Annotated in this window: 10 protein-coding genes; 3 read left to right on the top strand and 7 right to left on the bottom strand. The window is 69.7% G+C overall.

Annotated elements, in window-relative coordinates; genetic code table 11:
- Window positions 1–180: 180 nt before the first annotated feature.
- Window positions 181–2667, top strand: a complete 2487-nt coding sequence (gene leuS / locus AB0B91_RS38900) for a leucine--tRNA ligase (RefSeq protein WP_358330887.1) — start codon at window positions 181–183, stop codon at window positions 2665–2667.
- Between the two features lie 10 nt (window positions 2668–2677).
- On the opposite strand, the gene AB0B91_RS38895 is transcribed toward leuS, so the two are convergent.
- Window positions 2678–3643, bottom strand: coding sequence for a TIGR03557 family F420-dependent LLM class oxidoreductase (locus tag AB0B91_RS38895; RefSeq protein ID WP_358330884.1), 966 nt, complete (start codon window positions 3641–3643; stop codon window positions 2678–2680).
- Window positions 3644–3672: 29 nt separating this feature from the next.
- Window positions 3673–4092: a hypothetical protein gene (locus AB0B91_RS38890; protein ID WP_358330881.1), complete on the bottom strand. Its 420-nt coding sequence runs from the start codon at window positions 4090–4092 to the stop codon at window positions 3673–3675.
- 128 nt (window positions 4093–4220) lie between these two features.
- Here AB0B91_RS38890 and AB0B91_RS38885 point away from each other — a divergent pair, with 128 nt between their 5' ends.
- Together AB0B91_RS38885 and AB0B91_RS38880 are read left to right on the top strand one after the other, a co-directional pair.
- Entirely contained in the window at window positions 4221–7391 is a 3171-nt protein-coding gene (locus AB0B91_RS38885; RefSeq protein WP_358330878.1) for a PDZ domain-containing protein, read from the top strand.
- 242 nt (window positions 7392–7633) lie between these two features.
- On the top strand, window positions 7634–8590 hold the full coding sequence (locus tag AB0B91_RS38880; protein WP_358330875.1) for a hypothetical protein: 957 nt from the start codon (window positions 7634–7636) through the stop codon (window positions 8588–8590).
- Window positions 8591–8612: 22 nt separating this feature from the next.
- On the opposite strand, the gene AB0B91_RS38875 is transcribed toward AB0B91_RS38880, so the two are convergent.
- The 5 genes from AB0B91_RS38875 to AB0B91_RS38855 form a co-directional block, all read right to left on the bottom strand.
- Window positions 8613–9725 (bottom strand): aminotransferase class I/II-fold pyridoxal phosphate-dependent enzyme, encoded by a 1113-nt coding sequence (locus AB0B91_RS38875; protein ID WP_358330872.1) that lies wholly within the window; start codon window positions 9723–9725, stop codon window positions 8613–8615.
- Between the two features lie 55 nt (window positions 9726–9780).
- Window positions 9781–10554: an SDR family oxidoreductase gene (locus AB0B91_RS38870; RefSeq protein ID WP_358330868.1), complete on the bottom strand. Its 774-nt coding sequence runs from the start codon at window positions 10552–10554 to the stop codon at window positions 9781–9783.
- 182 nt (window positions 10555–10736) lie between these two features.
- Window positions 10737–11885: a galactonate dehydratase gene (dgoD, locus tag AB0B91_RS38865; RefSeq protein ID WP_358330865.1), complete on the bottom strand. Its 1149-nt coding sequence runs from the start codon at window positions 11883–11885 to the stop codon at window positions 10737–10739.
- 5 nt (window positions 11886–11890) lie between these two features.
- Window positions 11891–12706 carry a carbohydrate ABC transporter permease gene (locus AB0B91_RS38860; protein ID WP_358330861.1) on the bottom strand — a complete coding sequence of 272 codons (816 nt, stop codon included), beginning with the start codon at window positions 12704–12706 and terminating at the stop codon, window positions 11891–11893.
- A complete protein-coding gene (locus tag AB0B91_RS38855) occupies window positions 12703–13653 on the bottom strand; it encodes a sugar ABC transporter permease (RefSeq protein WP_358330858.1) in 951 nt (316 codons plus the stop codon). Before AB0B91_RS38855 ends, AB0B91_RS38860 begins: the two co-directional genes overlap by 4 nt.
- Between the last annotated feature and the right edge of the window lie 20 nt (window positions 13654–13673).

The following is a 13673-nucleotide window of genomic DNA, read 5'->3' as shown; positions in this document are numbered from 1 at the left end:
CTCACCAGACCAGAAGGTTCCATTGTGCCCACTAGGCCGGATCGATGGCCCGCATTCAGCCGAAGAGGTGCGCTAGGCTTGACCTATGCGTTCCGCGACCCTGCTTCTTAGCGGGCCGCGACGGCTCTGACATCTCGCCGTCGCGGCTGGCCCCTCGTTGTGCGCACGAGGGGTTTTCTTATGGGTCCGACACAATCCAAAAGGACAACCGCCGTGAGTGAGTACAACCCGCAGGCGCTGCAGGCCAAGTGGCAGCAGCGATGGGAGGAGCAGGACCCGTTCCGGGCCAGCGAGGACGCCGCCGACACGCGTGAGCGGCGCTACATGCTGGACATGTTCCCCTACCCTTCCGGTGACCTCCACATGGGCCACGCCGAGGTGTTCGCGATCGGCGACGTGGTCGCGCGCTTCTGGTTCCAGCAGGGCTACAACGTCCTGCACCCGATCGGCTGGGACTCCTTCGGCCTGCCGGCCGAGAACGCCGCCATCAAGCGGAACGCGCACCCCGCCGAATGGACTTACGCCAACATCGAGACGCAGGCCGGCTCGTTCAAGCGCTACGGCATCTCCTTCGACTGGTCGCGCCGCCTGCACACCAGCGACCCCGACTACTACCGCTGGAACCAGTGGCTGTTCATCCGCTTCTTCGAGCGCGGCCTGGCCTACCGCAAGGGCGGCCTGGTCAACTGGTGCCCCAACGACCAGACCGTGCTGGCCAACGAGCAGGTCGTGGCGGGCAAGTGCGAGCGCTGCGGCGCCGACGTGATCCGCCGCGAGCTGACCCAGTGGTACTTCAAGATCACTGACTACGCGCAGCGGCTGCTGGACGACATGGAGCAGCTGGAGGGCTGGCCGGAGCGCCTGCTGACCATGCAGCGCAACTGGATCGGCCGCTCCGAGGGCGCCGACGTGCTGTTCGAGATCGAGGGCCGCGAGGAGCCGGTCCACGTCTACACCACGCGGCCCGACACGCTGTTCGGCGCGACGTTCTTCGTGGTGGCCGTCGACGCGCCGCTGGCCGACGAGATCGTCACGGACGAGCAGCGCGCGGCGTTCGAGGCCTACCGGGCCGAGTCGGCCAAGCTGAGCGACATCGAGCGGCTGTCCACCGACAAGGACAAGAGCGGCGTCTTCCTGGGCCGCTACGCGATCAACCCGGTCAACGGCGAGCGCATCCAGGTCTGGGCGGCCGACTACGTGCTGTCCGACTACGGCCACGGCGCCATCATGGCCGTCCCCGCCCACGACCAGCGCGACCTGGACTTCGCGCTGAAGTTCGGGCTGCCGGTGAAGGTCGTCGTGCACACCGGCCTGGCCGACCCGGGCGAGACCGGCGAGGCCACGCCGGGCGAGGGCAAGCTGGTCAACTCCGGCCCGCTGGACGGGCTGACCAAGACCGAAGCCATCTCCAAGATCATCGAAGTGCTGGAGACCGACGGCAGGGGCACGGGCGCGATCAACTTCCGGCTGCGCGACTGGCTGCTGTCCCGGCAGCGCTACTGGGGCACGCCGATCCCGATCATCCACTGCGTCGACTGCGGTGAGGTGCCCGTCCCCGACGATCAGCTGCCGCTCACGCTGCCCGACCTGCGTGGCGAGGCCCTGGCGCCGAAGGGTGTGTCCCCGCTGGCCAGCGCCACCGACTGGGTCAACGTCGAGTGCCCCAAGTGCGGCGGTCCCGCCCAGCGTGACACCGACACGATGGACACCTTCGTCGACTCGTCCTGGTACTACCTGCGCTACACCTCGCCCGGCTACACCGAGGGCCCGTTCGACGTCGAGCAGGTCCGCAAGTGGGGCCCGATCGACCAGTACGTCGGCGGCATCGAGCACGCGGTGCTGCACCTGCTCTACTCGCGGTTCTTCACCAAGGTGCTGCACGACATGGGCATGCTCGACTTCACCGAGCCGTTCCTGCGCATGCTGAACCAGGGCCAGGTGATCAACGGCGGCAAGGCCATGTCGAAGACCCTGGGCAACGGCGTGGACCTGGGCAAGCAGATCGATGACTTCGGCGTCGACGCGGTCCGCCTGACCATGCTGTTCGCCGGGCCGCCCGAGGAGGACATCGACTGGGCCGACATGTCGCCGGCCGCGTCGCAGAAGTTCCTGGCCCGCGCCTTCCGCGTGATGACCGAGGTGGCCAGTGAGCCCGGGGTGCCGTTCGAGGGCGGCGACGTCGAGCTGCGCAAGGTCACCCACCACACGATCGACGAGGTCACCAGGCTGGTCGAGTCCCAGCGTTTCAACGTGGCGATCGCGCGCATGATGGAGCTGACGTCGGCGGCCCGCAAGGCCATCGACTCGGGTCCCGGTGCCGCCGACCCCGCGGTCCGCGAGGCGGCCGAGACGCTGGCCGTCATGCTGTCGCTGGTGGCCCCCTACACCGCCGAGGAGGGCTGGGAGCGCCTGGGCCACGTGGGCGGCACCGGCGTCGGCCGGGCCGGCTGGCCCACCGCCGACCCCGCGCTGCTGGTGCAGGAGTCGGTGACCGCCGTCGTCCAGGTGGCCGGCAAGGTGCGTGACCGCCTGGAGGTGTCGCCCGGCATCTCGGAGGCCGACCTGAGGGCGCTGGCCCTGGGGTCGGAGAAGGTCCGCTCCCACCTGACGGGTGAGCCGCGCAAGGTGATCGTACGGGCGCCGAAGCTGGTCAACATCGTCCCCTGACGAGCTCCGCTCAGAGGCGGCGTAGCGCCGGCAGCAGTTCCTTCTCGGCCCAGTCGAAGAAGGGCTGCTGCTGGTCGTGGCCGATCTGTACGAGCGCGACGTGCGTGAAGCCGGCGTCGGTGTACTTCTTGACCGCCTCGACCACCGCGTCCACGTCGTCGCCGCACGGCACACTGGCGGCGACGTCCTCGGGCCGTACATAGTCGGCGTAGGCGGCGAAGTTGACCGGCCCCGGCAGTTCGGCCATGACCTTCCATCCGGCCGCCGACCAGCGCCACAGCCGGTGGGCCCGCTCCTTGGCCGCCTCCGCGTCGGTGTCGTAGGCGATGGCGAGCTGCCCGTACACCGGCTTGCCCGATCCGCCGAGCGCGTTGAACTGATCCACCGCCCCCGGCATCGGCTCATTGATGATCAACAGGTCGCCGAGCTCGGCGGCGAGGTCCGCCGACTGTCCGCCGGAGGCCGCGATGCCGATCGGTACCGGGCGCTCGGGCAGGTCGTAGAGCTTGGCCGAGTCCACGTCGAAGAACTCGCCCTGGTAGGTGACGTAGTCGCCGGAGAACAGCTCCTTGATGATCTGGACGGCCTCGCGGAACATCCGGTGCCGGGTGTTGACCGGTGGCCAGCCCTCGCCGATCACGTGCTCGTTCAGGTTCTCGCCGGAGCCCAGCCCCAGTGTGAACCGGCCCTGGCTGAGCACGCCCATCGTGGCGGCCTGCTGGGCGACCACAGCCGGGTGGTAACGCATGATCGGGCACGTCACATAGGTCATGAGGGGCAGCCGCTCGGTGGCGTTCGCCACGGCGCCCAGCACCGACCAGGCGTAGGCCGCGTGACCCTGCTCCTCGAGCCAGGGGAAATAGTGGTCGGAGATGACCGCGTAGTCGAATCCGGTTCGCTCGGCCGCGGCAGCGTCGTCCACGAGTTGGCGGGCCGGAGTCTGCTCGCACATCAGGGTGTATCCGATTTCTGCCATGGTGTGCCGCCTACCCGGGCTTGCGGGCGTTAACGTCGGGTCAGCTCGTCCAGCACCAGGCCCAGCCCGATGCCCAGCAGCCAGATGTCCTTGGCGATGCCGATCCCCTGCTGCGACGGGCGCAGACTGCCCTCTTCGCGCAGTCCCGGCATCTTGAGGTAGAAGCCGAGCAGGCCGCCGGCGAACGCGGTCAGCGCCGCCCCCGCGACCAGCGACGGCACTGTCGGGAGCAGCAGCGCCGCCCCCACGGCGATCTCCGCCTTCGAGAACAGCCCCACGAACGTCTCGGGGTCCTGCTCGCCCAGGAACGGGAAGGCCGTGGCCGCCATGCCGTGCACGCCGGTCGCGGTGTCCCGATCGGCTTGGGCCTTGGACAGCCCGGAGTTCAGGATGTACGCCCCTGCGGCCACACGAGGCGGCCACTGGTAGGCGCGGGCGAAGATCTTCATGATTCCTCCCGAAACCGACGTCGCGTTCGGGTCGTGCCCCCTAGCATCCAACACACGCGCCCGGCGACCGGCCTTGACCAAGACTTCAAGGGCAGCCTCCACGGCCGGACGCGCACTAGTGTGCTGCTGTGACAACTGGCGCATACCTGAGATATCCACATCTGCACGGTGACCTGGTCACCTTCGTCGCCGACGACGATGTCTGGCTGGCACCCGTCACGGGCGGACGGGCATGGCGGTTCACCGCCGACCGCACGCCCGTGTCGTTCCCCAGGTTCTCGCCCGACGGCGCCCGCATCGCGTGGACCAGCCATCGTGAGGGACAGCCCGAAGTGTTCGCCGCCGAGCTCGACGGGGCCGAGGGCGAGCGGCTGACCCACTGGGGCAGCTCGACGACCGGCGCGCGCGGCTGGACCGCCGGCGGGGATGTGCTCGCGGTCAGCGCGGCGGGCGAGGGCGGGCGCACCAGGACCTGGGCGTACGCGGTGCCGCTCGACGGGGGCCAGGCGGTGCGCCTGCCGTACGGGTGGGTGAGCGAGGCCGCCGTCAGTGGCGACCGGGTCGCGACCGTGTCCTCGATCTGGCGCGAGCCGTCACAGTGGAAGCGCTACCGGGGTGGTACGGCGGGCAAGCTCTGGGTCGACGCCGACGGGAGCGGTGAGTTCGCCCGGCTGTTCGCCGACAGCGGCGCGCAGTACTGGTCGGCCATGTGGGTGGGGGACCGCGTCGCCTTCCTGGCCGACATCGAGGGCACCGGCAACGTGTACTCGGCCCTGCCCGACGGCTCCGGCCTGCGCAAGCACACCGGGCACGACGAGTTCTACGCCCGCCACGCCTCGACCGACGGGGAGCGGGTGGTCTACAGCCATGCCGGTGACCTGTGGGTGCTGGACAGCCTCGACGCCGAGCCGTACAAGCTGGAGGTCAAGCTCGGCGGGCCGCGCCCGGCTCGCGCGCGGCGACCGGCGCCGGCCCGCGTCGGCGGGTTCTCGCCGGACGAAACCGGCCGGGCGAGCGCGGTCGAGATCCGCGGCACCGCCCACTGGGTGACCCACCGCGACGGGCCCGCGGGCGCGTTGCGGGTGGAGCCCGGGGTCCGGGTACGGCTGCCGCGCGTGCTCGACGCCGACGGCCGGGCGGTCTGGGTGTCGGACGCCACCGGCGAGGACGGCCTGGAGATCGGCACGCCCGGCGGTGAGATCCGTACGCTGGCGGCGGGAGAGCTGGGCCGGGTGCTCCAGTTGGCCGCCTCGCCCGACGGCAAGCACGCGGCCGCGGCCACGCACGACGGGCGGCTGCTGGTCGTCGACCTCGAATCCGGAAATGTCCGTGAATTGGATCGCACCACGCAGGGCGACGTCAGTGGGCTGACGTTCTCGCCGGACTCGTCCTGGCTGGCCTGGGTGCATCCGCACGACGAGCGGCTGTCGCAGATCAGGATGGGCCGCCTCGACGGGACCTCCGTCATCGACGTGACGCCGCTGCGGTTCGCCGACTATGACCCGGTGTTCACCAGGGACGGGAAGCATCTGGCGTTCCTGTCGGTGCGGACGTTCGATCCGATTTACGACGCGCATGTGTTCGACCTGTCGTTCCCGGCCGGCTGCCGGCCGTACATCGTGCCCTTGCAGGCGACGACGCCCTCACCGTTCGACCCGAGCCTGCAGGGGCGCGGGTTCAACGGCGAGGACGACAAGCCCGCCTCGGCCTCGGAGGAGAAGAAGGGTTCGGACAAGAAGGACGCCGAGCCGCCGCGCACCGAGGTGGACGCCGAGGGGCTGGCCTCGCGGGTGGTGCCCGTGCCCGTCCCCGCCGCGAACTACCGCAACCTGCGCACCGCCAAGGACGCCCTGCTCTGGCTGCGCCACCCCGTCGCCGGGCAGCTCGGCGACGGCACCGACTCGGCGGCCGAGACCGTCCTCGAACGCTACGACCTCAAGAAGCGCGCCAAGTCCGAGCTCGGCAGGGAAATGCGCGCCTTCGAGGTGAGCGGCGACGGCACCAGACTCGTACTCAATGGCAAGAACGGCCTGCAGACCCGCGCCAGCGGCGAGGGCGACGAGGTCGTCACCATCGATCTCGACCGGATCACGGTCCAGATCGACCCGATCGCCGAGTGGCGGCAGGGCTACGCCGAAGCCGGGCGGCTGATGCGCGACCACTTCTGGCGCGCGGACATGAACGGCGTCGACTGGCAGGGCGCGCTCGACCGCTACGCGCCGCTGGTCGAACGGATCGGCGCCTACTCGGAGCTCATCGACCTGCTCTGGGAGGTACAGGGCGAACTGGGCACCTCGCACGCCTACGCCCGCGCCAGCGGCGGATCCTACGACCCGCGCCGCCGCCAGGGCCTTCTCGGCGCCGACCTCACCCGCGACCCGGAAGGCGTCTGGCGCGTCGAGCGGATCCTGCCCGGCGAGTCGTCCGACCATGACGCGCGCTCACCGCTGCTCGCGCCGGGCGTCGCCGTGCGCGCGGGCGACGCGATCGTGGCGGTGGGCGGCCGGCCCGTCGATCCCGTACGCGGCCCGCTGGCCGCCCTGTCCGGCACGGCCGGCCAGCCCATCGAGCTGACCGTACGACCGGCGTCGGGCGGCGAGACGCGCCGGGTGGTGGTCACCCCGATCTCGGACGAGACGCAGCTGCGCTACCACGACTGGGTGGAGGGCCGCCGGGCCTACGTCAGGGAGGCGTCGGACGGGCGGCTCGGCTACCTGCACGTACCCGACATGGTGGCCTCCGGGTGGGCGCAGTTCCACCGTGACCTGCGTACGGAGATGGCCCGCGAGGGGCTGGTCGTGGACGTACGCGAGAACGGCGGCGGGCACACCTCCGAGCTCGTCCTGGAGAAGCTGTCCCGCCGGGTCTCCGGCTGGGCGCACGCGCGCGGCTACGAGCCGATGCGCTACCCCGAGGACTCGCCGCGTGGCCCGATCGTGGCCGTCACCGACGAGTTCGCGGGCTCGGACGGCGACATCGTCAGCGCGGGCATCAAGAACCGGGGGCTCGGTCCGCTGGTGGGCACCCGGACGTGGGGCGGGGTGATCGGCATCGACTCGCGGTATTCGCTGGTGGACGGCACCGTGGTGACCCAGCCTCGCTACTCGTTCTGGCTGGCGGGCCAGGGCTGGGGCGTGGAGAACTACGGCGTCGACCCCGACATCGAGGTGATCATCACGCCGCAGGACCGGGTGGCCGGTCGCGATCCGCAGCTGGAGAAGGCGGTCGAACTCGCACTCGCCGCCTTGGCCGAGCATCCGGCGGCCACACCTCCAGACCTGCCGCCTCTCACGACATAACGGATTCATCACGGGATTCGCTCCGATGATGATCGGAGCGGGTCCCGTCGGCAGGGTTGACCCCATGAAGCCCTTAGCGTCTCGCCCCTGGCTCCCGCCCACCTTCTCCCCTCAGGCATAAGGCGGTGGAACCTCTCGGCTTTCGTCAGAGCGGTATCCGGGAAACCGGACTCAATGCCCAGGACATCCGCAAGGCCCTTGAAGGGCTCGCCGTTCCAGAGCTCCCCTTGGGGACGTTCGGCATGGCCGGTGCCACGGCGAGAGACCGCCACAACCAGGCCAGTAACGAGTTCAACAGCCGGGCGAAACGAGGCGTGGAGTCGGCCGAGGGCATCTCGCGCAACCTGAAGCTCACCGCCGACGGGTACGTGCGGGCCTCCAACGACGTCATGCGCGCGGTCCTTGCCGTCAGCCACCACCAGCAGCCTCTCGTACGCGGGGACGCGCCTTCGCCTGAGCCGGAGGTCCGGAACGGTGTGGTACAGGGCCTCATGTCGCTCGGCACCTCGGGTGTGACCCTCGTCCGGCTGGCGGAGGCGTCCTCCTACTTCCAGCGCGGCTCGGCCGCCGGGATCGCGAACCTGCCGGCCGAGGCGGCGAAGATGGCGAACCTGAGCCAGCGCACGCTGTCCATGCTCAAGGTCGCCGCCACGATGTCGGCCACGGCCCTAACCGGTCTCATGCTCTGGCTGGTCACCGTGACCTGGCACGACGAGAAGGTCGACGAGGCCATCGCGGCCTGGCGGCACGCCGCCAACACCCTGGGTCAGACCTTCGGGGCCGGGGACCCGATGAAGCTGGAGGCGCTGGCGGCCGCGTGGCACGGCGGCGCCAAGGACGTGGCCGACCAGAAGTTACGCGACTTCGTCACCGCGGGTATCCAGCTCGCCGACTACGCCGCAGGCCGGGCCGTCGGGCTGCAGGACGCGGTGCGGCAGCTGAACCTGCTGCACACACTCGCGTTCTGGACGACTGTGAGCGAGCTGGGATTGATCATGGCGCTGCGCCTGGCCGCGTCCGTCAACCCGGCTTCCCTGCTGGGGAGCATCAAGGTGGGATGGCGGTTGTCCATGGCCCTTATCTTGATTCAGGGGGCCATAACTGGGCGGCTGGAGTATCTGGTGGCAGAGTCCATGAAGAAGGACTCGGTGGGCGCTGGGCCGTCGGGGGTGGAAGAGACGGACTTCCCTCGTTTCTAGCTTTTCTTTTGTGTCATCGGCCTCAGCCCCGCATCCGGTGCAGGATCTCGGCCAAGATCGGCTCGGTGGTGGCGAAGTTCAGCCGGACGTAGTTCGCGCCACCGGGCCCGAACGTCGCGCCGTCGCTCAGCATGACCTTGGCCTCGCGTTCGAGCACCTCCTGCACACCCGGGCGCCCGTAGTCGAGCCAGGCCAGGTAGGTGGCCTCCGGCATGCGGTAGGAAGCCTCTTCGGGCAGGAGTTCGGCGATCGTGCGGCGATTCCTGTCCAGCAGGGCGAGCGTCTCCTGAAGCCAGGCGTCGCCATGCCGCCAGGCCACCACCGTGGCCTCCACCCCGAACAGGTTCGCCGACCCGAACACGAAGGGCGGCTGCGCGGCGAGGACCTTCCGCATGTCCGGCGAGCCGATGTGAGCGACCGAGCAGCGGATCCCGCCCAGGTTGAACGCCTTGGTGGCGGAGGTCAGGGTGACGGTGCGCTCGGGCAGGATGGTGGCGAACGGGATGTGCTGATGCGGGGCATAGACGAGGTCGGCGTGGATCTCATCGGAGATGACGAGAAGATCGTGCCGCTCGACATGCTCAGCCAGCTCGGTCAACTCTTCACGCGTGAAGACCCGGCCGGTGGGATTGTGGGGATTGACCAGCAACAGAACCTTGCACCCAGACAGATCAGGCACCTCAAACCGCCACGACCCCCCGCTGGGCCCATCGGGGCGTAGCTGGATGGGATGCAGGGGGCGTTCCATGCCCTCCAGCGTCCCGAGGAAGGGCGGGTAGGTGGGCGTGTGTACGGCCACCCCGTCACCGGGCCGCGTCCACACGTGGAGCAGCACCTGGAGCGCCTGATTGATGTCGCTGTAGCTACGCACATGCTCGGAATCCGCCCGCCAGCCGTACCGCCCAGCCATGCGCTCGGCGAACGCTTCGGCCAGGGGCCCGCACTGAGGGCTGTCAAGCCAGGTGGGGTAGCCGAGATCCCCCTCGGCCCGACGCTGGAGCGCGCTGACGACTTCGGGAGCGGTGGGGAGATCCATGTCGGCTATCCAGGCGGGGATTACGCCGGGGGCGGCTTTGGCCCACTTGAATCCGTCATGCGTTGCCTTGATGTCTTCTGCCCGCTTTATGTCGGTCACGCGGTCATTCTAGAAACCACCTCTGGTTCTGCCAGCCCATCCCATGTGGGGATGGTCACGCGCGGGGGGCGATCGGGCCGAGGTAGGTGCCCCCCGAGACGTCGATGGTCTGACCGGTCACCCACCGGCCTTGCGGCCCCGCCAGGAAGCCGATGACGTCGGCGACGTCCTCGGGCTCGCCGAGCCGGCCGAGCGCGGTGATCGACTCCAGCCCGGCGACCACCTCGGGGATGGAGGTATAGCCCGCGGTCAGGTCGGTCCGCACCGCGCCGGGCGCGACCGTGTTGACCGTGATGCCCCGCCCGCCGAGCTCGTTGGCCAGCGACGGAGCCATCGACTCCAGCGCTGCCTTACTGATGGTGTAGCCGATCTGCGTGGAGACCGCGAACCGGCTGGCCGTCGAGCCCATGTTGATGACGCGGCCGCCGTCGTTCAGCAGCGGCAGCGCGCGCTGGATCACGAAGAACGGGGTGGCGACGTTGATCGCGAGCAGCCTGCTGAACTCCTCCGGTGTGACCTGTGAGATCGGGTTGCCCGAGCTGATACCCGCGTTGTTGACCAGGATGTCCAGCCCGCGTCCCGCCAGCCCTGCGGTCAGGCCCTCGAACAGCTGATCCACCGCGCCGTCGTCACCGAACCGGGCCCGAACGGCGAACGCCCGGCCGCCTGCCTCCTCGATCCACCCCACGGTCTCCTTGGCCGCGCCCTCGTCGCTGCCGTAGTGGACGGCGACCAGCGCGCCCTCGGCGGCCAGTCGCAGCGCCACCGCCCGGCCGATGCCACGCGAACCGCCCGTCACCAATGCCGTCTTGCCTGCCAGAACATCCATCTCTGCTCCTCGCTCAGCGGCCGGGCCCTCGGTGGATCCGGCGATGGCTCAACAGTGACGGCGATGGCTCACCGTGGACTCACCGACCGCTCACCGGCTGAGGAGTTCGCCGGGTGCCGGTGCCCGGATGATCGCCAGGAGCCGGGTGGTGGCGAGGGTTTCGGTGAGGTCGCGGGTCAGGGTCACCATTCCGCGAAGGAGCCGTCCGGGTGCCGCCAGATGGGGCCGCGCCAGGCGTGCCCTCTCTTGCCGGCCGAGCGGACCGCCTGCTCGTCGATCTCGATGCCCAGGCCGGGCGCGGTGAGCCGCTCGATGTGCCCGGCCACGAAGGTCAGCGGGGTCTGGTCGAGGCAGTAGTCGAGCACCTCCGCGCCGCGGTTGTAGTGGATGCCGATGCTCTGCTCCTGGATCAGGTAGTTCGGCGTGGCGAAGCCGACCTGCAGGCAGGCCGCGAGGGCGATCGGGCCGAGCGGGCAGTGCGGGGCGAGCTGCACGTCGTACACCTCGGCCAGCACTGCGATCTTGCGTACCTCGGTGATGCCGCCGGCGTGCGAGAGGTCCGGCTGGGCGACCGCGATGCCGGCCTGCAGGACGGGCAGGAACTCCTGCCGGCTGTAGAGCCGCTCCCCGGTCGACACCGGGATGGTGGTCGAGCGGACGAACTCGCCGATGAGGTGCGAGTTCTCCGGGACGACCGGCTCCTCCAGGAACAGCGGCCGGTACGGCTCCAGCAGCGGCGCCACCCGGCGGGCGTTGGCCAGCGTGAACCGCCCGTGAAAGTCGACGGCCACGTCGCGGTGGTCGCCGAGCACCTCGCGGGCGGCGGCCACCCGGGCGACCACGCCGTCCAGCTCCGCGATCGATGCGACCGGGCTCATCCTGCCGGAGGCGTTCATCTTGACCGCGGTGAGCCCGGCCTCGACCTGGGCTGCGACGTGGTCGCGGACCTCGCCGGGCTCGTCGCCGCCGACCCAGCCGTACACCCGGATCCGGTCACGGACCGGACCGCCGAGCAGCTGGTGCACCGGGGCGCCGAAGTGCTTGCCGGCGATGTCCCAGAGCGCCTGGTCGAGGCCCGCCACGGCACTGGCCAGGATCGGGCCGCCCCGGTAGAACGAGCCCTTGGTCAGCACCTGCCAGTGGTCCTCGATGCGCAGTGCGTCCCGGCCGACCAGCAGCTCCGCGAGCTGGTCGACGGCGGCGCGTACGGTCTCGGAGCGCCCCTCGCAGGTGGCCTCGCCCCAGCCGACGATCCCGCAGTCGGTCTCCACCCGGACGAACAGCCAGCGGGGGGCGACGAGGAAGGTCTCTATGCGCGCGATGGTCGTCATGCCGGTCAGCCCTTCGTCGCGCCGGCGGTGAGGCCGGAGACCACGTACTTCTGCACGAACAGGGCGATCACCATGATCGGCACGGTGACCACGGTGGCCGCGGCCATCAGGCCGCCCCAGTCGATGCTGGCGTAGCCGACGAAGTCGAAGATCGCCACGGGCAGGGTCTTGGTGTCGGCGTCGGAGAGCACGAGCGCGAACATGAAGTTGTTCCAGGAGAAGATGAAGGACAGGATCCCGGCGGTGGCGATGCCCGGCACGGACAGCGGCAGGGTGATGCGGCGGAACGCGCCGACGTGGGTCAGCCCGTCGACCAGCGCCGCCTCCTCCAGCTCCTCGGGCAGGCTGTCGAAGTAGCCCATCATGATGTAGACCACCAGCGGCAGCGAGACGAACATGTGGCTGATGATCAGCACCCCGAAGCCGCCGACCATCTTCAGGTTGGAGAAGACGTAGTACCAGGGCACCAGCAGCGAGACACCGGGGATGACCCGGGCCATCAGCACCACCAGTGCGGACTTCCGCATGTTGAACCGGCTCATCGAGTACGCGGCCGGCACGCCGAGGATCAGCGACGCCACGGTGGCGGCGAACGCCACCCAGAGGCTGTTGACGATGAACTCGACGTAGTTCGCCTGCTGGAGCACCTTGGCGTAGTTGTCCACGGTGGGCGAGAAGGCCAGTGCCTTGCCCGTGTCGTAGATGTCGACGTTGGTCTTGAACGACGCGGTGATCATCCAGAGCAGCGGCGCGACCAGTGCGAGCACCACGATGGTGAGCGCCACCACCCGGAACACCTGGTACGCGGACCGGGGCTTCATCGCTGCGCCTCCTTGCGCCGGGTGGTCAGGGCCCACATCGCCCCGATGATGATGAGGAAGAAGATGATGAGGACGGTGGAGGAGACGCCGTATTCGTTGTAGTCGAAGCTGAGGCCGTACGCGTACACGTTCAGCGTCTCCACCTCGTGGAACGAACCGCCGCCGCGGCCCTTCGTGGCGTAGAGGATGTCGAAGGTCTTCAGCGCGTCGATGCCGCGCAGCAGCACCGCCACGGTCAGCGTGGGCATCAGCAGCGGCAGGGTGACGTGCCGGAAGCGCTGCCAGGTGCTGGCGCCGTCGATGCGCGCCGCCTCCTGCGGCTCCTCCGACAGCGAGGTGAGCCCGGCGAGCAGGATCAGCACCACCATCGGCGTCCACTGCCACACGTCGATGAAGATCGTGGTGGGCAGGGCCGAGTGCTGTCCGGCGAGCCACGGCTGCGGCCCGATGCCGAACCAGCCGAGTAGCTGGTTGGCCAGGCCGATGTTCGGGTCGAAGATGAGCCGCCACATCATGCCGACCGCCACCGGGGTGGCCACGAGCGGCATGAGGATGGCGACCCGGACCCACCGCTGCCCTTTGAACGGCCGCCAGAGCAGCAGCGCGATCGCCATCCCGAGGACCACCTCGAACAGCAGCGCGACGACGGTGAACGTGGCGGTCCGCCCGACCGCGGGCCAGAACCGTTCGGTGTCCGACAGGACGTCGAGGTAGTTCTGGAAGCCGACGAACTCGCTCTCCGCGCGGACGGATCCCTCGGCGTCGGTCAGGCTGAGATAGCCGGTCCAGGCCAGCGGGAACACGAGCAGCGCGGCGACGAAGACCATCGCGGGCGCGGCGAAGAGCCATTTGCGGTGGTCGTCGGCCCAGCGCAGCCAGCCGGGCGTGTCGGGGGCGGCGGGGGCGCCTCGCGGCGACTCGGTGGTGGCTGTGGTGATCGTTGCCATGGGGACTCCAGGGGTCGGCG

The sequence above is a fragment of the Nonomuraea sp. NPDC049141 genome (assembly GCF_040648415.1).
In the GTDB taxonomy this organism is placed as follows: domain Bacteria; phylum Actinomycetota; class Actinomycetes; order Streptosporangiales; family Streptosporangiaceae; genus Nonomuraea.
Note: the sequence above shows the minus strand (reverse complement) of the source record. Positions and strands in the feature narration are given on the sequence as shown.

What these genes read in the sequence shown, in the direction of transcription:
- leuS (WP_358330887.1), top strand. Translation starts at nt 181, where the DNA reads ATGGGTCCGACACAATCCAAAAGGACAACCGCCGTGAGTGAGTACAAC.
- AB0B91_RS38895 (WP_358330884.1), bottom strand. Translation starts at nt 3,643, where the DNA reads ATGGCAGAAATCGGATACACCCTGATGTGCGAGCAGACTCCGGCCCGC.
- AB0B91_RS38890 (WP_358330881.1), bottom strand. Translation starts at nt 4,092, where the DNA reads ATGAAGATCTTCGCCCGCGCCTACCAGTGGCCGCCTCGTGTGGCCGCA.
- AB0B91_RS38880 (WP_358330875.1), top strand. Translation starts at nt 7,634, where the DNA reads ATGGCCGGTGCCACGGCGAGAGACCGCCACAACCAGGCCAGTAACGAG.
- AB0B91_RS38870 (WP_358330868.1), bottom strand. Translation starts at nt 10,554, where the DNA reads ATGGATGTTCTGGCAGGCAAGACGGCATTGGTGACGGGCGGTTCGCGT.
- dgoD (WP_358330865.1), bottom strand. Translation starts at nt 11,885, where the DNA reads ATGACGACCATCGCGCGCATAGAGACCTTCCTCGTCGCCCCCCGCTGG.
- AB0B91_RS38860 (WP_358330861.1), bottom strand. Translation starts at nt 12,706, where the DNA reads ATGAAGCCCCGGTCCGCGTACCAGGTGTTCCGGGTGGTGGCGCTCACC.
- AB0B91_RS38855 (WP_358330858.1), bottom strand. Translation starts at nt 13,653, where the DNA reads ATGGCAACGATCACCACAGCCACCACCGAGTCGCCGCGAGGCGCCCCC.